This is a genomic window from Streptomyces sp. Ag109_O5-1, assembly GCF_003814875.1.
Classification (GTDB): Bacteria; Actinomycetota; Actinomycetes; order Streptomycetales; family Streptomycetaceae; genus Streptomyces; species Streptomyces sasae.
The window spans coordinates 193,449-213,317 of record NZ_RKQF01000001.1; the positions used below are offsets into that span (position 1 = coordinate 193,449).

Here is a 19,869-nt window from a genome sequence, read left to right on the forward strand (position 1 = left end):
GCCTCACGAGGCGCGCGCACCGCAGGAACACGAACGGGGGGCGGCCCCTGCGGGGGCCGAGATCAAAGGACATGAGCGAAGCGATACGCGGCGGGGACCCGTGGACCGTCCCCGGCTACACACAGAACAAGCAGCTGGGCTCGGGGGCCAGCGGGCGGGTGGTCCTGGCCACGCACGACACCACCGGCACCCGGGTGGCGATCAAGTACCTCGCCGAGAAGCTCCGTGACGATCCCGCCTTCCGCGAGATCTTCCGCGCCGAGGCCCGGCTGCTCGGCGAGCTCCGCTCCCCCCATGTCGTGCAGTTGTACGAGTATGTCGAGAGTCCGCGCGGTGCCGCCATCGTCATGGAGCTCGTGGACGGCGTGCCGCTGCGCAAGCTGCTCCGCGAGCACGGCGCCACGGCCCCCGAGGCCGCGCTCGTCGTACTCAAGGGCTCGCTGCTCGGCCTCGCGGCGGCCCACGCGGCGGGGGTCGTGCACCGCGACTACAAGCCGGACAACGTCCTGGTCGCCGCCGACGGTTCCTCCAAGCTGGTGGACTTCGGCATCGCCGTGCCGAGCGGGATGGCCGCCAACGCCTCGGGCACCCCGACCTACATGGCACCCGAGCAGTGGACCGGCGGTGTGGCCGGGCCGGCCACCGACGTGTACGCGGCGACGGCCACCTTCTTCGAGTGCCTGACCGGTATGAAGCCCTACCCGGGCCAGACGCTGGCCGAGCTGGCCATCCAGCACATCGAGGCGCCGATCCCGGACGAGCTGGCTCCCGAACCGGTGCGCCCGCTGATCCGCAGGGGCCTGGCCAAGACGCCCGAGGAGCGCCCGGAGAGCGCCGCGGTGTTCGTCGAGGAACTCGAAGCCGTCGCCACGGGCGCGTACGGGGAGAAGTGGGAGGAGCGCGGCCGACGCGAACTCGCCGCCCTCGCCGCCCTGCTCTTCCTTCTCTTCCCGCTGGCGGACGATACGGCCTCGGGTACCACGGCCCTCGCCACGACCACCCTCGGACCGGGCGCCCGGCTGGTGCGCGGCCGCAGCGGGAAACTGCTCGCCGGGCTGACGGCGGGGGTCGTGCTGGCGGTCGGCGGGCTCGCGGTGACGGCGGTCGCCACGGGCGTGACCGGCGGACACCGCACGTCGAACGGCGCCGGGGCCGGTGCCGGGTCGGGCAGCCCGACCGACGGGGCCGGTCCCGGTGAGTCCGCCGGTTCTCCGGACGGGGGTCCCTCGGCGACGGACGGTTCCTCGCCGTCCGCCGCGACCGGGTCGCCGTCCGCATCGGCGTCCGGGGACGCCAGTGCCTCGCCCAGTGCGGGCGGAGGGTTCGGCGGCACGACCGGCGGGTCGTCCGGCCCAGGAGGAGCGACGACCACGACGGGCGGCGGTGCCGGCACGACTGGTGGCAGCGGAACCACCGGCGGCAGCACCTCCGGGGGCGGTACGACCACGACCGGCGGCGGCTCCACCGGGGGCGGTACGACCACGACGGGCGGCGGCTCCACCAGTGGCGGTACGACCACGACCGGCGGCGGTACGAGCACGGCGGGCGGCGGTACCACGAGCGGGGGCGGCACCTCCACTCCCGCACCCACCCTCGACGTCAAATCAGTGCAGATCAACGCGGTGAGCGCGGCCTCGGCCACCTGCACCATCGTGGCCTCCGTCAGCGTGACGACCGACGGCGCCGCAGACGGCACGCTCTACCTCAGCTGGTACGCAAGCGACTCGGCCGGGGCGGTCGGGACCGTCGTCGCCACCGACCCGATCGCGCTGCCCGAGGGGAAGACACAGACCTCGGGCCGCTACACCCACGCCTTCCCCGTCCCGACGCGCTACGCCTATCTCGGCGCCAGGGTCACCACCGATCCCGCGGCCGACTCCGGCAACGGTTCCTTCCAGTCCACCGCCGCACCCTGGGAATGCGACCCGCCCCGATGAGCACACCTTCCGAGGACCCCCGACTGCGGTTCGCCGGTACCGACCGGGCGTCCGGCCCCGGCACCCCCGACCTCGACGTCACTCTCCCGCCCGCGGATCCGGCCGCGACCCTGCACCTTCCGCCGCCGGACGCGGAGGCGGCCGAGGGGGAGACCCGTTTCGGGCCCGGCGTGCCCGGTGCGGCGGACACGGCCGAGGACCGCGCGACGGGCATCTGGCGCGGCACGGTCACACCGGATGTGCCGTCCGGGGTGACCTCCCGGCGCCCTCGGCCGTGGTGGCGACGCGAACTGCGGTTCCTGCTGGTGGTGGTCGCGGTCGTCGTGGCCGTTGTGCTGGGCATGCGGTCCTGCACGGTGGCCGGACTGCACGTGCTGGGCGCCAAGGTCACGGCGCCCGAGGTCGGCCGCTGTGCGAAGACGGTCGTCGTCACCGGAGTCCTGCGGACGGACGGCCGCCCCGGCACCGTCGACTACCGCTGGAAGCGCAGCGACGGCACGGCCTCTGCCGTCCTGCACCAGGCGGTCGGCAGGAACGTCAGGAGTTCGGCGGTCGTGCTCCGCTGGAGCTTCGACGGCCGCGGCACCATGAAGGCCACCGCCACCCTCGAAGTGCTGTCGCCGGACCGGGTGACGGCTTCCGCCGGCTTCACGTACGCCTGCTCCTGATCACAGCCGACGAACCCTGGTCGCAACCGCCGTGGGCACCATCGGCTCTGATGACGGTCACCTGGCGAGGCCGTGTTCCGCGAGACCCGCCGCCCCACACTTCCGCGCGATGCTCCGGCCCCGGCTCAGCAGCGGGCCGGCCTCGTCCTGCGGGGCGTACTCGGCGAGCGCGTACAGCGCGCGGGCGTACTCCAGGCGCGCCGGACCGGGCGCGAGGACGGCGACCGCCTCGCGCAGCTGGGGCTCGCCCTCGGTCCCGCGCAGCTGCCCGACGGTCCGCAACACCCGCCCGAGCGCGCTGGGCGCTCCCCAGCTGCGGGCGACCGTCAGTTGCTCCTCGGCCAGAGCCAGCGCCTCGGCCCGCCGGCCGACGCCCGCGAGCGCTCGCACCCGCAGCAGCGACCACGGCCACCACGCGGGGTTGGCCGCCGCGGGCTGGAGATGCCGTACGTCGTCGAGGGCGGACAACGCCTCCTCGTACCGTCCCTCCGCGTTCAGCACCCGTGCCTCGCTCTCCCCCAGCAGCCGCTGCCCCTCGGCACCGCGGATCCAGCCGCGCATCCGCTCCAGGCAGGCCCGAGCCCCGGCGGTGTCGCCGAGATCCAGCAGGACGGCGGTCAGGAAGGTGCGGCCCTGCGGGGCGCCCGGCGCGAGACCCCAGACCTCCGACTGGCCGACCGCGGTCTCCAGTGACCGGCGTGCCGCGTCCAGGTCCCCGTGGTTCCACTGGGTGAAGCCGCGCCACAGGTGGGTGGCGAGCACGGAGAACAGTGAGCCGCGCTCGACGGCACGGGCCACGGCGGCGTCCCACAGCTCGCCGACCTCCTCGTCGGCGAGGTGCAGCACGATGGCGGCGGTGTACCAGAGCATCTCCTCCCCGGCGGCCTGGAGCACCCCGTCGGCGACGGCGAAACGGGCCGACTCGACGGCCCTGACCCGGTCGCTGCCGTCCGACGCGGCCTCCCGGGCGAGGTTGGCCGCAAGCATCCGGGCGCCGGGACCCTCGCCCTCGACGACCGGGTCCTCGGCGGTGCGCCAGAGCCGCTGGTCCAAGCCGTGCATGAAGCCGCTGATGCGCTCCAGCGCCAGCAGCCCCTGCCGTTCGTCGCTCAGCTCGACGGGCAGCCCCGCCGCCGCCCGGCGCGCGAACTCGGTGGCCTGGCCGTGGCCGCCGGCGAAGACCAGGAGGCGGGCGAGCAGCAGGGCCGCGACCGCCCTGCGACCGGGGTCGGTGAGCGTGTCGTAGGCCTGGCGCAGGTGTTCCACGGCGGCCGGGCCGTTGCCGAGCATCTCGGCGCGCCCGAGTTCGAGCAGCACCTCGGGGCGGTGTTCGGGGGCAGGCGGTTCGTCGAGCACACGGGCGAGATAGGTGGCGGCGGCGTCGGCGGCGCCCCGGCCCACGGCCTCGCGGGCCGCCGTACAGAGGATGTCCACGACATCCTCGTCGCCACGATGCGGGGCGAGCAGCAGCTGGGCCGCCGTACGCTCGGGCGGTGCGCCCGCGTCGGACAGCGCACGAGCCGCCTGTTCGTGGCGCAACTGCCTTTCCCCTGGTGGCAGTTCGCGGTAGATGGCGTCCCCGACCAAGGGGTGCACAAATGCGTGGGGTTGGCCGTCGGTCAGGATCTCGGCGTGGACGAGCGGCGCGATCGCCTGTGCCGCCTCCGCCTCCGGCCGCTCCATGAGCGCCGCCACCTCGGCGAGCGTTGCCGCCCCGTCCCCCAGAACGGCCACCGCCTGCGCCGCGGCCCGTGCCTCTTCGGGCAGCCGCGCGAGCCGGCCCAGCACCAGCCCGGACACCGCCCGCGCCCCGGTCTCCGCGACCTCCTCGCTGTGCGCGGCGTCGGGCCGGGTGCCGCGCGCGTGCAGTGCCCGCAGCAACTGCCGTAGCAGCAGCGGGTTTCCGGCCGTGGCGCGATGGCAGGCCGCCGTGAACTCCTCCTGCGGCTCTTCGCCGAGCGTCCGGCGCACAAGACCGGCGACACCGCTCGCCGTCAACGGTGTGGGCCTTATCCGCACCACCCAGGGGCCGGCCATCAGTGTCCCCGGCACCTCCTCACCCTGCTGCGGCTCCCCCGTTCGCAGCGTGAGGGCGACGAGCACCGGCAGCCCTTCCAGTCGGCTCGCCAGATACGCCAGGAACCGTACCGAGCCGTTGTCGCACCACTGCAGGTCGTCCACGGCCAGCATCAGCGGCCCACGGGTCCAAACCAGCCTCCGCGTCAGCTCGCAGAGCCCGTTGAGCACCGCGAAACTCTGCGGCTGCTGCCCTCGCACCGTTCCGAAGACCGCGCCCGCCGCGGCGGCGGACCCGGCGAAGAGCGCCTCCTGGCTGTTGCTCACCACCCGCTCGAACAACTGGCGCACGACACCGAAGCCGTAGTCCTTCTCCCGCTGGCTGCCCCTGGCGGTCAGGGTCAGTACCCGTTCCCCGGCCGCCAGTTCGCGGACCTCGCCGAGCAGGCGGCTCTTGCCGATGCCGGCCGGGCCCTCGATCAGCACGACCCCGGGACTGCCGTCCATGGCCGTGCGCAGGCTGTCGCGCAGCTCGGCGATCTGGAGGTCCCGCTCCACGAGCAGGTCGGTCCGTGCAGCGGGGCCGCGCCCCGGCCCCACCCCCGGCGGGTCGGACGTCCCGGCCGGCGCCGGGGCGATGCCCACCCGGGGCCGGGAAGGGGCATCCAGTGCGGGAGACTGGGCCAGGATCCCGGCTTCCAGGTCGCCCAGGGCCGTGCCCGGGGCTCCCGATCCGGCCGGCAGCACCTTCCTCCCGCGGCGGAGCGTCTCCAGGGCGTCGGCCTGGCGGTGGGCGCGGTAGAGGGCGAGGGCGAGGAGGCGCCAGCGTTCCTCCCGCAGCGGGTTCTCGGAGACCAGGGATTCGAGTTCGGGGACGAGGACGGCGTCCTCTCCGAGGGCGAGGCGGGCGCCGAGCAGGTGTTCGCGGGCCAGCTCGCGCAGACCGGCGAGGCGCGCCGACTCCGGGCGGGCCCAGGGCTCGGTGGCGTACTCCGCGTAGGCCGGCCCCCGCCACAGCGCGAGCCCGGACTCCAGGACGGACAGCGCCTTCGACGGGCGGCCCTGCTCGGAGTGCACACAGGCGGACCGCAGCGCCTCCTCGAACCGCCAGGAGTCCACCGCGTCGTCGGGCAGCCGCAACGCGTACCCCGCCCCCTCGCTGACGACGACACCGACGCGTGCTCTCGCCGGCCGCTCCGGTTCGAGACAGCGCCTCAGGTGGGAGACATGGGCGTGCAGCGAGGCGGCGGCACGGGCCGGCGGCGTGCCGCCCCAGACCCCTTCGACCAACCGGTCGCGGCTGACGACGGAGCCCCGGGCGACGACCAGCAGGGCGAGCACGGCACGCTGCCGCCGCCCGCCCAGCTCCAGGGGCCGGTCCCGGAACTGGGCACCGACCTCACCGAGCACCGTCAGACGCAGTTCGTGCAGCGACACGGGGGCATCAAATCAGAACATCGCCGCACCATTCCACAGCAATCCCACAACAGAAACATAAGCAATTCGCATGATCTCCAAATCCCGCATGTCCGGGGAAGGAGGAATCGGTCACCTCCGGCCGCGGCTCGCCGTTCTCATGGCACACACAGGTGCCTCCTTGTCACGTCGGTACCAATCCCACCCTCTCGGGACTCAAGTCCCGCAAAGAGAACAGCGATCTTCCCGAACGGCCCTCCCCCGCTGCCATATTCGAAAGCCCCTTCGGAGGTGGCAGTGACCCAAGAGGCGACAACATCACGGGCGAAGCAGGCGCCTACGCGTGCGTTCGACCGTACAGTCGAGCGCATCGCCGACCTGGACGCCCGTCGGGCGCTGGCGGTGGCTCCGGGCGGGCCGAGAAGACGCGGGGAGTTCGGCGCTCGGGAGCGGATCGAACGGCTCCTGGACCCGGGCTCCTTCACCGAGACCGGCCTGTTCGTCAGAGCCAGAACCGCCGACGACGACACCCGTCGGCCGTACGGCGACGGGGTGGTCACCGGACACGGCACAGTCGACGGCCGCCCGGTCTGCGTCTTCGCCCAGGACTCCACGGTCTTCGGCGGCAGCATGGGCGAGTCCTTCGGGGAGAAGACCGTCGCGCTGATGGACCTCGCCCTGAAGACCGGCTGCCCGGTCATCGGGCTCAACGACGGCGGTGGTGCCCGCATCCAGGAGGGCGTCGCCTCCCTCGCCCTCTACGCGGAGCTGGTGCGCCGCAACGTGCAGGCGTCCGGCGTGATCCCGCAGATCTCGGTCGTCCTGGGCCCGTGCGCGGGCGGAGCCGCCTACTCCCCGGCCATCACCGACTTCACCGTGATGGTGGACGGCGCCTCGCACATGTTCGTCACCGGCCCCGACGTCATCGAGACGGTCACCGGTGAGCGCACCACCGCCGAGGAGCTGGGCGGCGCCCGGGCCAGCAACACCGTCAACGGCAACGCCCACTTCCTCGCCGCCGACGAGGAGGACGCCCTGGAGACGGTGCGTGACCTGCTGTCGTACCTGCCCCCGAACAACCTGGAGCGTCCCCCGCAGTACGCCCCGCCGGGGTCCGTTCCCGACGGCGCACAGCTCGACCACGTCGTCCCGGACCGGCTCGGGCAGGCCTATGACATGCGTGACATCCTGCGCGCGGTCGTCGACGACGGCGAACTGCTGGAGGTCCAGGAGCTGTTCGCGCCGAACATCATCTGCGCGCTGGCCCGCGTCGAGGGCTGTTCCGTCGGCGTCGTCGCCAACCAGCCGCTGCGCGCCGCCGGTGTCCTCGACATCGACGCCTCCGAGAAGGCGGCGCGCATCGTGCGCTTCTGCGACGCGTTCGGCATCCCCCTGCTCACCTTCGCCGACGTGCCCGGCTATCTCTCCGGTGTCCGCCAGGGGGCAGGCCGGGATCATCCGGCGCGGTGCCAAGCTGCTGTACGCGTACGCCGAGGCGACCGTCCCGAAGGTCACCGTGGTGGTGCGCAAGGCGTACGGGGGAGTGCTCCGAGCACCGCCGCGTTGGTGAGCCGGAAGTCCTTCACCGCGGGTGAGCCGGTGAGGAAGGTGGCGGCGTCCTTGGAGAACAGGAAGCGGTTGGTCGCCTCGATGTTCGTGTTGGAGGGCAGGTAGCTCGGCAGGTCGGCCTCGCCGTCCGGATCCCGTACGGCGCCGAGGCCGGCGATGGCCAGCAGGTTCATGGTCTCGGGGTTGAGCAGGACCGGGGCGGACAGCGTGCGCGACAGTGCTCCGCTGTCGAGTCCGGCCTGCACGACACCGTAACCGAGGCCCACGTCGGGCAGGTTGGTGTCGTCCGGCATGCTTCCGCTCAGGTCGCCGAGCGTGGTGGAGACGGTGGTGTCGAGGGCGAAGTAACCGGCGCACTGGTTGTATCCGGCGTCGGCCGTGGTGGCGGGGTCGCCGTCGAAGTCCGCGGTGGCGAAGTATCCGGTGATCACCCCGCCGAGCGAGTGCCCGCCGCACAGCACCTTCCGCTTGCGCAGCCCCTGGTCGGGCAGCTCGGCGGTGAGCAGGTCGTACTGGTCCCGGACGGTCTGCTCGATGCCGAGCTTCGCCACCCACCCCAGCCGGTCGTTGCCGACGTACCCGGCGAAGGTGCGGCCCTCGACCTGCATGCCGCGGTAGTAGTAGTCGACGGCGGTGTGCTGGTCGCCGGAGGCGGTTCCGGTGTGGTCCTCCAGGCAGTTGGAGCGGCGGTCCAGTGCCCAGAACTCGATGTGCCGGCCCTGGGCGACGGCGCGCGCCACGGTGTTGCGGCCGACGCTGTCGAACGCTCCGGCCCCTTCCAGGATCCCCGGCTGGGCGACGAGGATCCGGTCGGCGTCGGCCGAGGCCGTGGGTCCGTCGGTGGCGCGGTAGCGCAGGTACGACAGCCAATCGCACGCCGCCGGACGGGCTCCGAAGGAGGCCGGCAGCGGCACCTTCACCCGCACCACCGACTCGCTCACGCCGTCGACCGGACCCGACGACGCCACGGCCGTCTCGGTCCGCGCGGCCGCCCCTTGCGCCTGCGGGGCGGCCGCGGTGAGCCCCCCGGTGGTCAACAGCACGGCGAGAGCGGCGCTGCGCCACGTCGTTCCTCTGCTGCGGCTCGTGTTCATAGCCGGAAGGTAGGACCGCGAGTTCCGCGCCATGGGGCCATGCTCACAAGAACTCAGCAACCGATGGCTTCCTTGTCACCAACGGCGAAGCCATGACTGAGCCGTTGGTTCTGTCATCACGGTGACAAAGACCGGTCTCCATTCGTCGCTCCAGGGCAGAGCCACGGTGCCGTGACACCCCCGAGAATCTCCGGTACCTGCCGGCCATATCCACGGTGAAGGGAGCGAGGGTGGGACGTGCGCGCTTGTCCGCGCTGCTGGCGCTGCTCGCGCTGACCGGTTTCGTCACGACGCTCGACAACACGGTGGTCAATGTGGCCCTCCCGACCGTGCAGCGTGAACTGAGTGTGTCGGTACCGGACTTGGAGTGGGTGGCGAGCAGCTATGTGCTCAGCTTCGGCGCCCTGCTGCTGCCGGCGGGACGGCTGACCGATCCGCTCGGCCGCCGCTCGGTGGTGGCCACGGGGATCGTGGTCTTCACGACGGCCTCGGCCGCGGCGGCGCTCGCCGGCAGCGGGGGCATGCTCATCGCAGCGCGGACGGTGCAGGGGGTGGGTGCCGCGCTGGTCGTGCCGGCCTCGATGGCCGTCGTGGCGGCGGACCTCCCGGCGCACCGGCGGTCCACGGCCGTAGGGCTGTGGACGGCGGCCCTCGCGGTGGCGCTGGCGCTCGGCCCGGTGGTCGGCGGTTTCGTCACCCAACGGTGGTCCTGGGAGTGGGTGTTCGCGCTGAACGTCCCCTTCGGCCTTCTGATGCTGCTGCTGGTGCCGGCGGTCCCGGCGTGTGCAACGGGGCCCGTGCGCCGCGGCCTGGACCTGCCGGGCGTGTGCTGGTCCGTCCTGTCGTTGTACCTCCTCACCTACGGTCTGGTCCGTGGCGGCGAGCACGGATTCACTGCCGTCTCCGTTCTCCTCTGTCTGGGTGTCGCCGCCGTCGCCGCCTGCGTGTTCGTGGTCGTCGAGGCCATGGCCGAGCGTCCGCTGGTCGACCTGCGGCTGCTGCGCGACGGGTTCCTCACCGGCGGGGTGCTCGCGCAGATGCTGTGGGGCATCGGCGTCAACGGCGTCTTCTTCTTCACGACTCTCTACCTCCAGCGCGTCCTCGGCTTCTCACCGACCAGGGCGGGTCTCGCCTTCCTGCCGCTGGCGGGTGCGCTGCTGCTGTGCACCCGCTCTCCGAGCGCGCCGCGCGGACACTGGGCGCGCATGTGTCGATCGCCGCGGGGCTGGGGCTGGTGGCGCTCGGGCTGCTGTACGTGTCGCGGACAGGGCTGCGGGCCGGCTACTGGGACGTGCAGCCGGAGCTGCTGCTGATCGGAGTGGGCTCGGCGCTCACCGGTCCTCTGACGGTGCGTTCGCTCATCCGGGTCCCGGAGGACAGTACGGGCATGGCCACCGGTCTCCTCAGCGCTGCCCGCGAGGTGTCGGGGGTCTTCGGCGTGGTCCTGGTGGGTGTGGTGCTCACCCGCCGCGAGCGCTCCGGGCTGCGGGCCGGGGCGGATCCCCGCAGAGCGTTCCTGGAGGGCTACGACCTCGGCCTGCGCCTCGCGGCGTGCTGCGTCCTGGCCGGCGCGCTGGTCACCCTCTTCAAACTGCACCGCCACGGCCGCCACCGGCGAACAGTGGCGCGGGGGCGGGGCCGGGTCCGGGTCACGTCGGACCGTGACACTGCGTCAGTCCCAAAGCCGCTTACCAGTGAGGCAGTTGAGGCCGAACCGCCCGGTGCAACCACCGCCAGGCAACATCCAGCCAGCACAAACAACGCGTAAAGCACATAAAAAGTACCCCGAGCGTGAGGTCGATTTCGTCGGAATCCTCGCCTCCGCACAGCGCAGGAGCGCGCCGTCGACGTCCGGAGAGAGCAGCGGGTGCTCCGCGCGGACGATCACGGGCGCGCCGTATCGCCGATCGCGGTCAGGGTGTCCTTGACCAGGATGCGTAGCCAGCGGTGTGCGGCGTCGCGGTCGTGGCGGACGTGCCAGGCCAGGACGGCGGGGACGGCCGGCGCGTCGGTGGGCAGGGGGTAGGCCTGCAGCGGAGCCGGGAGCGCCTGGCCGCCGAGCAGCGCGGGAACAACCGTGACGAGGTCGTGGTCCGCCACGGTCCGCAGCGCCAGGGCCAGGGTGGGCACGGTGAATGCGACGCGTCTGCGGAGGTTGCGGGCCTCCAGCAGGTCGTCGATGCGGCTGCGGACGCGACCGCGGCGGGAGATCACGGCATGGGGCAGGGCGGCGAACCCGGTCCAGGTCGACGGGTCGTGGGGCAGGTCGTGACGGCCGACGACGACCAGCGCGTCGGTGAGCAGGGCCGTGGAGCGTGTGTCGGTGTGCGGCGGAATTCCTGAGCCAGCCGGGCCGCGCCATCCAGTCGGACCGTGAGCACCATCTCGTCCTGGAGCTGATCATGGAGAAGGACGGCGACAGCGCCGAGCGCGTCATGCGCGAGCATGTCAGGGCCAGCCGACGCGCGCTGCTGGCGGGCCTGCCCATCGCCGGCCGGCACGAGGGGCCAGACGGGGCACGCTCCTGATCTCATGCCCCGGCTCGGGATGGCTATAGGCGTGGTCACGGATGGCCGACCGGTACTCGTCGAGCAAGTGCCGGAGACGGGAGAGGTCACACGTCGGCAGCTGCACACCGGCGGCCATCGGGTGCACATGGGCGTCGGTGAAGCCCGGCAGCACCGCGGCTCCGCCCGCGTCGACGATCCAGACGCCCGAGTCGGCCAGGCCCGGCTAGTACTGCAATCACAGTTATGGGTCTGGTGTGATTGAGTGTCCTGGTGTCTGTGGATCTTGGTGTGTGTCAAGTCGAGTCATGGCGTGAGGTGTTGTCGGGGTTACACGCGCGGTTCGCTGCGCGGTTTGCCCGCTCGGAGCCGCGGGGCCGGGCGCTGGAGTACATGGCCGGGCTGATTGCGCCGTTGGAGCGAAAGAATGGCTGGTCGCTGGCGGAACGAGCCGGTGAGGCACATCCGATCGGGATGCAGCGACTGCTCGGCGAGGCTGACTGGGACGCTGATGGGGTCCGCGATGACGTGCGGGACTTCGTCGTGGAGAGCATCGGCGACAAGGACGCGGTGCTGATCGGTGACGACACCGGGTTCTTGAAGAAGGGCACCAGGTCGGCCGGCGTGCAGAGGCAATACTCCGGCACTGCGGGGCGGACGGAGAACTCCCAGATTGGCACCTTCCTCGCCTATGCCTCCCGGCGGGGGCGGGCGTTGATCGATCGGGAGTTGTATCTGCCGAAGTCCTGGACGGACGACCGGGTGCGGTGCCGGGCTGCCGGCATCCCGGACGATGTGCCGTTCGCTACGAAGATCGAGCACTTCCAGGCCATGCTCCAGCGGGCACTGGACGCGAAGGTGCCGTTCGCGTGGGTGACCGCGGACGAGGCATACGGACAGGTCAAGCGACTGCGGTACTGGCTGGAGCAGCGCGCGGTCGCGCACGTGCTGGCGACCAAGGTCAACGACACCGTCATCACCACCCGGGGCGCGGAGGTCCGGGTCGATGCCCTGGTGGCCGGCCTGCCGCGGCAGGCGTGGAAACGCGTGTCGGCAGGGGCCGGCGCCCATGGACAGCGGTTCTATGACTGGGCCCGGGTGCCGATCCGGATCTGGTGGGAGAACGGCTTCGGCCACTGGGTACTGGCCCGCCGCAGCCTCACCGATCCCACCGAGATCGCCTACTACGTCTGCTACGGCCCGGTCGGCACACGGCTGAGGGACCTGGCCCGGGTGGCCGGAGCCCGGTGGCAGGTCGAGGAATGCTTCCAGGCCGCAAAGAACGAGTGCGGCCTGGACCACTACCAGGTCCGCCGCTACGACGCCTGGTACCGGCACATCACCCTGTCCATGGCCGCCCTCGCCGCACTGACCGCCATCCACGCCCAGGAACTGCCAAAGGGGGCAACGATCTTGGACAAACCCGCCTGATACCGCTGTCCGTCGCAGAGATCCGCCGCCTAATCGGACTGCTCCTCCACCCACAACACCTCACCCCGACGCACCATCTGCACTGGTCATGGTGGAGACGGCTCAGCCAGACACGCGCTCGCCACAGCCACTACAAACGCCGAGGCCAGACCCCATAACTGTGATTGCAGTACTAAGGCGTCGTCGTCCAGGACCTCTCCGGCCGCCTGGCAACGGGTGCGGTGCGCGTTCTGTGAGTACGTCCTATCCGAGTACGTCATGCAGGGTGAGGGCCGCCGCCCCGCGGCAGCCCTCACCCTGTGCACCCGTTCCCCGGCCCAGGTCGAAGGTGTTCGGCAGACGGAGCCGGCGTGCGACCCGCTCGGCGCAGACCTACCGGTACAGCCTGCGGCTGCCGACGGCCACCCTGGTCGTCGTCGGCGACGAGCACGGTCAGTTCTTGTTCAGTGTTCGTGAGACCCCGGCGAGCGCCGCCGTCGTCAACAGCCATCCGGCCGCGATGAGGGCATAGGCCAGCCATGCTGTTGCTCCTCCCGTCCAGTACCAGGCGCTGCGCTGGCCGAGACCGCCAATGGGGATCAACAGGTCAAGCGTGTAGACAAAGGCGTTGAACGGGGGCACTTGGCCTGGTTGGGTCGGTTTCGGTGAATGTGCACTGAAGACGATCGTCCCGAGCAGGGCCAGCGCCGCAAGCCACACGCCGGCAAGCCACGGTCGGTACCCGTAACCGACAGTGGCGTCCAGCAGGTGCCCCCACATGCGTGCGGGGCGACTCAGAGTCCTCCTACGGTGGCGTTGCTTGGCAAGCAGTACTCGTCGGGCGTCGTCGTCACGGCCGATCTGCCGATACCACGTCGCCAGTTGCTCGTACGGCTGCGAGGCGAAGCCAGACTCTCGTCGTATCCAAGACACCCGGTATGCCACGGAGTTCGTCCGGGAACCGTCCTCCTCGTGCAGGGAACCGTAGGTGAACCCTTGCAACCGCACGGTGCCCGGCCATGCATCCGCCCGATCGCGGACGGTCACAACCTGGGCTCCCTGTAGGTCGATCAGGCCGGACGGCGGCGCGACCGGGGTGAAGACGAAGACGCCCACGCGCATCTGCGTGCAGTCCAGCGCGATGTCTGGAGCATCAAGGACAGCACCGTCGAAGCTCAGTTGATCCGCTATCTGCACGCCGCGCAGACTTATCGCCCCATGGGCCGTGAACGCATCGGACAACATCAACGTCCTCACCGTTGCACTGTCGGCGAGGAGTGCGACAGCGCCAGGGTGGTGAATCTGCGCTCGCTCCATGTGGAGGCCACCGGCAATGTGCGCCCCCAGGAGTCGCATCCCCCCGTACACGGTGGTTCGTCGGCAGAAGACCCCGCCCTCCACAAGAAGTCCGCCGGCGAAAAGAGCCCAGTCGTCGGGGTGCGAGAGGGTCGCCCGGCTGAGAATCAACTCGCCGGCAACGCGAGCGTTCATCAGTGCCAGTGTGCCGCGTACAACCGTGCCTCTCAGCGAGACGCGGCCCTCGACACGGGCCATGGTCAAATCGAGACCGGGAATACGGCTGCCCTTGATCTCGATCGTCCGGGTCACAGCTCCGTAGAAGCTCACGCCCCGGTCGAACCAGCACTCGTCGAACCACAGCCCATGCCTGATCTCAGCGCTACTGAGATCGAGGTCTCCGCTGATGCGGGCACCCTTGAGCCTCAATGCCGGCGCAGTCCCCGGCTGCCCCGGATGTACACCGAGCAGCAGAGCGGCCACGACCGTGGCACGGATCGTCCGGCCGGCGTCCCAGACATCCCCGTTTTCAGGGTTGTCCTCCGAATCACCCGTACGGAGGTCCACAAGGCGACCAGTGGGGTATGCGTTCCACAACTCACGCTCTGGCGACGTCAGTTCCTCATACGAGTGCACTCGGGAAGGTTAACGGCTTTCCTGCGGCAGCTGATCATCTCCGGCCACCTTGCCCGCGCCGTGCACATCGAGTCGCCGTCCGGGATCCTCGGCGCCCACGCTGAGGTTACGTCTGCCGATGCCTTGCGAGGATGGGCTTCCGGCACCCAGCCCGAGCAGGCGCCGGTCGACTCGGGGGGCCGCCAACTGGTCTGTGGCACAGGCACGTTCGCCACCGAGCTCGCCACCACCATCGCCTGACAGCGAGGCCGGGCGACTGCGACCGACCTCCCGATCCAGCCCCCGGCCAGTTACCCATAACTGTCCCACGCTCCTAGCCGGCCACATCCGCGGTCTCGGCGGTGCCGGTGGCCTTCTGTTGCGGGGTCGCGCCTGCCGGCGGTGCCTGTCGCACGGTGCGGTTGGCCGCGGTGAGGAGGGCCAGGACCAGCAGCCATGCTCCGCAGAGCCAGACCAGGGGCTTGGCGCCGAGCGTGCTGATCAGCGCGCCGCTTGCCAGCGCACCGATCGACAAAGCTCCCGTCGTGAGCGTCGAGACGGCGCTCGTCGTTCGGCCTCGCAACTCATCCGGGGTGATGGCCAGTTGGTGGGCGGTCATGGCCACCGCGTACACCGGAGCCACCAACGACTCAGCGGCCGCGACCGCCGCCAGCAGCAGCGGGTCGGGGGCGAGCGCGTACAGCGGGAACATCAGCGCCTCCAACCACAACATCACCACGGCGATCCTCCCGAGTGGGAAGCGACGCGCGGCCCAGTCCGCGACCAGCGCCCCCGCCAGGGCGCCGACCGCCGCACCGCTGAAGATGACGCCTATCCACAGGGACGAGGCGCCGAGTTGCCGGGCGAGGGTGATGATCAGCAGATACCCGGCGCCGTAGCGGACTTTGTCCGCGGCCGAGACCAGAGTGAGGAAGCGAATGACCGGCTGGCGCCAGAGCCAGCCGAGACCCTCACGGATTTCGGCGGTGAGCCGGGATGTCCGCGCGTCCTGCCGGTCCAACTGGAACCGGGCGCGCATAAGACGGAGCGACGCCGCGGACACGGCGAAGGAGACCGCGTTGACGGCGAAGGGCACGGTCCGACCGGCGGCATAGAGTGCACCGGCGAGCGAAGCCCCGAAGACGCCCACCGCGCTGCCGGCGGACTGTGAGTAGCCGAGTGCGGCGGACAACTGCCGCTGACCGACCACGTTGGGCAGCGCCGCGGTGTTCGCCACCTGGAAGAGGGTGGTCAGGATCCCGGCGAGTACGGTCGTCGCGTAGAGCTGAGGCATCGTGAGCTTGTCCAGCCACAGCGCGACAGCGACGCCTCCGGCGAGCACGGTCCGACCGAGCTCGCACCAGATCATGGTGGCCTTGCGGTCCCAACGGTCGACGAGGGCGCCCGCGACCAGCCCGAACACCAAGAAGGTGAGGGTACCGAGGCCGAGGACGAAGCCGGCTTGGGTGACCGACCCGGTGAGGGCCAGGACGATGAGCGGCAGGGCCATACTCTCGGCCTGGTTGCCGATGGCAGAGATCAGTTGGCCGCTCAGCAGCAGCGAGAAGTCCCGGTTCCGGAACAGGCCAGGACTGTGAAGGGTGGTCATGTTCGTTACGCTCCGTAACAGCTCAAGGGCACAAGGGTGACGTCGAGGCTTGTGTCCGAGCTAAGAAACGCGGGGCGTTGTGAACATGGGCGGACCATACCCAGGGCACGGACGGGGCGGCAATCGCATTTGCCGCGAGGACCGCACCGGGCCAGAGCTTCTCCCCGGTTCGAAAGCGGTACGACTGCTCGCACCCCTGCCGCACAGCAGCTAATTTCGCCGGCTTGTTCAAGTCGGTGGGGCTCAAACCGACGACGCGCCGCCGCTCGACGTCGTCCTCATCAAGGCGGCCGGGGTGCGCCCGACCCGCCGCATCTCGGCGGTCCAGGACCTCATCGACGACCTGGTGCGGGAAGGCTCGATTGAGTCGATGATCGAGGCCGATGAGGTCGTCTCGACACAACTGGTAACTGTTTCCGTGCTGTTCAGATCGAGGAAGCAGATTCCGGGCGCCTCGATTTCCGCGGGGAACGCATCGCCCGACGGCGTACGTCCCACGTTCTGGAGAGCGATGGTCCGTGCCGAACGATTCGGGCGACGATCCCTCTGGGGTGTTGTTCGCGCCGGTGCCCGACCTCCGGCATCGGGCCTTCATCGAATTGCGGATCCGGGACGACCAGGACATCCTTCCCCGCCATCGCCCGCATCGCCGGCGCCATCCGCGCCGGTGGCTAGTCGCGGGCCAGCACGACGTCTCGGTGGTGGGGCAATTGGGCGAGCCAGAAGGGGACCATCGGGTCGCTGAGGCCGTGGTCCTGGCGCGGCGCGATCCGGGTCGCGGCGGCCGGAAGGAGCAGCGGACCGGGGGCCGGCTCGGGGCGTACATGGCTCAGCCACTCCGTCGGGCGCCGGTGCGAGTGGGCGTCGGACCAGTCCGGCGGCCCGCAGTCCCAGTGCGGCAGACCGCCTTCGCGCAGCCACCGCGCCACCCGCTGCCCGGCGTCGGACCCGAGTCGCCCGGCCGCACCCAGTACCTTCTCGTCCGCCGTCGGGGAGACGGGCAGCAGCGCCTGTGCCAGGTCGACCGGCGCGGGCGTGACGCCGTGTCCGTCGAGCACCGAGATCCGCTGCACGAGTACGGCGGCGTCCAGCGCACCGGTGGAGTCGGTCGGCACGGCGAGCAGGAACGGCTGCGCGTGGGTCTCGTTGATGTCGATCGCCTCGGCCAGGCGCGCCTTCAGCGTCTCCCCGGCCGGGGAGACGCTGCGGTACTTGAGGCGGACGGTGAAGTGGAGCTCCCTCGGCTCGTCGCCCCGCAGCGCCGCGGTCACGTCGTAGACGTCGGACTGGGTGCAGTCCATGTCCGAGCGGGGCTGCCTGCGCATGACCGGCTTCAGCGCCTGGGCCGGCGCGCCCCGGTCGAGGCGGGCGTGCCGGACCAGCCCGCCCAGGACACGCTCGAACGTCACCACGTCCTGGTCGTTCGCCACGACCGCTGCGAGCTCCGCCGACGGTGTTTGGCCTTGGCGGAATTTCCGGCGGCCGGCATTCTCCGCACGGACGAAGGAGCGATGACCGGTATCGACCTGATAAGGCCCCATATCTTTGAATCAGGACCTTTCCGGCCGGAGAAGGGCATAACGCTTTCCGCCGCGAGACCCCTGCGCCGCATACGCCACATCCCCCTGAGAGCGGTATAGTTCAGCCGTCAACTGGTGCTGCCCTCATGCCAGTTCCTCTCCCTTTCTCAGAGCGGAGGCCAGGTGCCCTTCGTGCGTCTCGTGATGGGCGCAGATGCAACCCGGGCCACCACGGACTGCCTTGAACAACCATCACGAGAACCTGCCGCAGCCCGGCCCATTTCCCTACCTGCATTTCCCACGCAGGTGACCGGGCTCCCTCTTCGCCCTCCCCCGCTACATCTCATCGAAAGCCTCCCCCTTTCGTGGCCATCATCGTGCACGAGGACCGGCCTGTCGGTCGGCATGCCGCCGTTCCGTCCGGCAGTCTTTTTCGGCGCATCTATGCTCCGCGCGCGAGTGACGCGCTGGCATTTTCCATGGCGACATACGCCATGCCACTCCTGGTCCTGACAATTACCGGTTCGTCGTCCTTGACAGGCCTGGCGTTCGCGTTGGAGTGGACTCCGCGGATCGCGGCGTTCGTCCCCGCCGGCAACGCGGTGGACCGCCGGGGTGCGGCCATCGTCTCCTTCATCGCCTCGCTCGCCCGGGCCATGGTGGTCGCGGTCTCGGCGGTCGCCCTTCTCATGCTTCCACGGAGCACTGCCGAGACCGTGGTCGTGCTGGCTCTGGCAGCCGTCACCGGCACCCTCTCCCAGTTCGGCTTCGTTGCCAACGAGGCCGTCGGAGCGATCGTCACCCGGCGGGACCAAGCCCGGCCTCATGGGGTACAGGCCGTCCTCGTCGGCATCGACCAGACCGCCGCGGTCGTCGGTCCGCTGCTCGCCGGCTTCCTGCTCCTGGCCGGACCGGGATGGATGCTCGGGTGTCTGAGCGCAGTGTCCTTGATCGCCGCCGTGCTCGGGCTGCAGACTCCGCCGACTCCACTCCGCGCCGCACGTGCCGGCGCCACAGGAAGTGACAGCACCCTGCGCCTGGGCCTGCGTACCTTGCTGACACTTCCCGCCCTGGGCTGGCTGGTGGCGGGACTGGCCTGTTCCAACCTCGCCCTCGGGCTGCTCCAGTCCGCCAGCCCTGTGATCGTGGTGGAGACTTTCGGGCGCTCGTCCGCCGACGTCGGAGCCATGTGGTCCGCCGCCGCCGTGGCGACCCTCCTGGCAATAACGTGCTGCCGGCTCGTGCTGAGCCGAGTCGACCTCTGGGGGGTGGGCATGGTGTCCGCGACCCTCGCCTCCGCCGCGTGCCTTGCCATTGCCCAGGCTCCGTCCTACGCCTCCTACACCGTGCTGATAGCGATCTTCATGGCGGGAGACGGCGGCCTCACGGTCGTGTTGCGCACGGTCCGCTCGCTGATCATCCCCACCACAGCACTGGGTGCCACGCTCTCACTGACGATGCTCCTCCTGCTGCTGCCCTTCCCCGCGGCAGGCATCCTCGTGGCACTCACCCCGCCACCGCACCTCAGCAACGTCATTCTGGCCTGCGCTCTCGTTCAGGCTGCCGCTCTGGTCACCATCTTCATAAGGCTCCGCAACGAACCAACTCTGCGCATGGTAGCCACCCGACGGTGAAGAACAGCGCTTTGGGCTCGGCGGTGCCTGTCGGCGCAGCGCAGCCGAGGCGGGCGGGGAGGTTGGGCACGGCCCGGGCACGTCTACGGCGTGATGCCGAGCCCGCCTTGCATCACGCCGGATGATCCACCGCGTCGTTCCGCAATTGCACCGCCGCCAGCAGGCTCAGTTTCGGCTCGGCCTGCCGCAGCGCCTTCACCGCCGCTGCAGAGGTGAGGTCTCCCGAGAAGCCGACATCGGCCAGCCGGGCGCGGACCCAGTCGCCGCGCAGCCGACTCGCGGTGGCTGCGGCGGTGGATTCGACGACGGCGACCGCGTGTTCCAGGCCCGCGCGGGTCTCGGCCGAGGCTCCGGCGAGTGCCTCGCGCAGTGCCGCCGCCACCACCTGCGCGTCCCGGATCACCACGATGTTGTCGCTCTTGCCCATCTTTCGGATTCCCTTCGCAGAAAACAGCTGTTCTGGCAGGACACACGTCCGGCGGATAACGAGGCGTCAGCAAGATATCGGGCACCGCGCATTCCGTCGGACGGAAGATGTGAGTGAAAGGCCCGCCGGTTCCCCTGCTCACGCGACCGAT

At 70.7% G+C, this 19,869-nt stretch carries 14 protein-coding genes and 2 pseudogenes; 8 read left to right on the forward strand and 8 right to left on the reverse strand.

Annotation, left to right across the window (positions count from 1 at the left end; translation table 11 throughout):
• Positions 1-71 precede the first annotated feature (71 nt).
• Positions 72-1,937 (forward strand): serine/threonine-protein kinase, encoded by a 1,866-nt coding sequence (locus EDD90_RS00845; protein ID WP_123971245.1) that lies wholly within the window; start codon positions 72-74, stop codon positions 1,935-1,937.
• On the forward strand, positions 1,934-2,605 hold the full coding sequence (locus EDD90_RS00850; RefSeq protein ID WP_123971246.1) for a hypothetical protein: 672 nt from the start codon (positions 1,934-1,936) through the stop codon (positions 2,603-2,605). The genes EDD90_RS00845 and EDD90_RS00850 overlap by 4 nt, the downstream gene beginning before the upstream one ends.
• Before the next feature lie 57 nt (positions 2,606-2,662).
• On the opposite strand, the gene EDD90_RS00855 is transcribed toward EDD90_RS00850, so the two are convergent.
• Entirely contained in the window at positions 2,663-6,058 is a 3,396-nt protein-coding gene (locus tag EDD90_RS00855) for a BTAD domain-containing putative transcriptional regulator (protein WP_123971247.1), read from the reverse strand.
• A 276-nt stretch (positions 6,059-6,334) separates the two neighbouring features.
• On the opposite strand from EDD90_RS00855, the pseudogene EDD90_RS00860 reads away from it, so the two are divergent.
• Positions 6,335-7,580, forward strand: a pseudogene (locus EDD90_RS00860) (acyl-CoA carboxylase subunit beta); the annotation flags it as partial.
• Here EDD90_RS00860 and EDD90_RS58810 read toward each other — a convergent pair.
• Positions 7,579-8,700 (reverse strand): annotated as a pseudogene (locus EDD90_RS58810) (hypothetical protein); the annotation flags it as partial. The pseudogenes EDD90_RS00860 and EDD90_RS58810 sit on opposite strands and share 2 nt — an antisense overlap.
• Before the next feature lie 230 nt (positions 8,701-8,930).
• Between EDD90_RS58810 and EDD90_RS00870 the strand changes: the two are divergent.
• Entirely contained in the window at positions 8,931-10,013 is a 1,083-nt protein-coding gene (locus tag EDD90_RS00870) for an MFS transporter (RefSeq protein ID WP_185148836.1), read from the forward strand.
• A complete protein-coding gene (locus EDD90_RS00875; protein WP_123971249.1) occupies positions 9,956-10,468 on the forward strand; it encodes a hypothetical protein in 513 nt (170 codons plus the stop codon). The genes EDD90_RS00870 and EDD90_RS00875 overlap by 58 nt, the downstream gene beginning before the upstream one ends.
• A 116-nt stretch (positions 10,469-10,584) precedes the next feature.
• Here EDD90_RS00875 and EDD90_RS00880 read toward each other — a convergent pair whose 3' ends face one another.
• Positions 10,585-11,037, reverse strand: a complete 453-nt coding sequence (locus EDD90_RS00880; RefSeq protein ID WP_123971250.1) for a LysR substrate-binding domain-containing protein — start codon at positions 11,035-11,037, stop codon at positions 10,585-10,587.
• Between EDD90_RS00880 and EDD90_RS00885 the strand changes: the two genes are divergently transcribed.
• A complete protein-coding gene (locus EDD90_RS00885) occupies positions 11,016-11,228 on the forward strand; it encodes an FCD domain-containing protein (RefSeq protein ID WP_260327474.1) in 213 nt (70 codons plus the stop codon). The genes EDD90_RS00880 and EDD90_RS00885 overlap by 22 nt on opposite strands.
• On the opposite strand, the gene EDD90_RS58815 is transcribed toward EDD90_RS00885, so the two are convergent.
• On the reverse strand, positions 11,149-11,427 hold the full coding sequence (locus EDD90_RS58815) for an amidohydrolase family protein (RefSeq protein ID WP_123980742.1): 279 nt from the start codon (positions 11,425-11,427) through the stop codon (positions 11,149-11,151). The two genes, EDD90_RS00885 and EDD90_RS58815, sit on opposite strands and share 80 nt — an antisense overlap.
• A 71-nt stretch (positions 11,428-11,498) precedes the next feature.
• Between EDD90_RS58815 and EDD90_RS00895 the strand changes: the two genes are divergently transcribed.
• A complete protein-coding gene (locus EDD90_RS00895; RefSeq protein ID WP_185148838.1) occupies positions 11,499-12,638 on the forward strand; it encodes an IS701 family transposase in 1,140 nt (379 codons plus the stop codon).
• 432 nt (positions 12,639-13,070) lie between these two features.
• Here the strand turns inward: EDD90_RS00895 and EDD90_RS00900 are convergent, their stop codons facing one another.
• The 3 genes from EDD90_RS00900 to EDD90_RS00910 form a co-directional block, all read right to left on the reverse strand.
• Complete coding sequence (locus tag EDD90_RS00900; RefSeq protein WP_123971252.1) at positions 13,071-14,549, reverse strand: oxidoreductase; 1,479 nt, start codon at positions 14,547-14,549, stop codon at positions 13,071-13,073.
• Positions 14,550-14,862: 313 nt separating this feature from the next.
• Positions 14,863-16,137: an MFS transporter gene (locus tag EDD90_RS00905; protein WP_123971253.1), complete on the reverse strand. Its 1,275-nt coding sequence runs from the start codon at positions 16,135-16,137 to the stop codon at positions 14,863-14,865.
• A gap of 671 nt (positions 16,138-16,808) precedes the next feature.
• Positions 16,809-17,567, reverse strand: a complete 759-nt coding sequence (locus tag EDD90_RS00910) for a hypothetical protein (protein WP_123971254.1) — start codon at positions 17,565-17,567, stop codon at positions 16,809-16,811.
• Between the two features lie 455 nt (positions 17,568-18,022).
• On the opposite strand from EDD90_RS00910, the gene EDD90_RS00915 reads away from it, so the two are divergent.
• A complete protein-coding gene (locus EDD90_RS00915) occupies positions 18,023-19,291 on the forward strand; it encodes an MFS transporter (RefSeq protein ID WP_123971255.1) in 1,269 nt (422 codons plus the stop codon).
• 112 nt (positions 19,292-19,403) lie between these two features.
• Here the strand turns inward: EDD90_RS00915 and EDD90_RS00920 are convergent, their stop codons facing one another.
• On the reverse strand, positions 19,404-19,718 hold the full coding sequence (locus tag EDD90_RS00920; protein WP_123971256.1) for a hypothetical protein: 315 nt from the start codon (positions 19,716-19,718) through the stop codon (positions 19,404-19,406).
• Positions 19,719-19,869 lie beyond the last annotated feature (151 nt).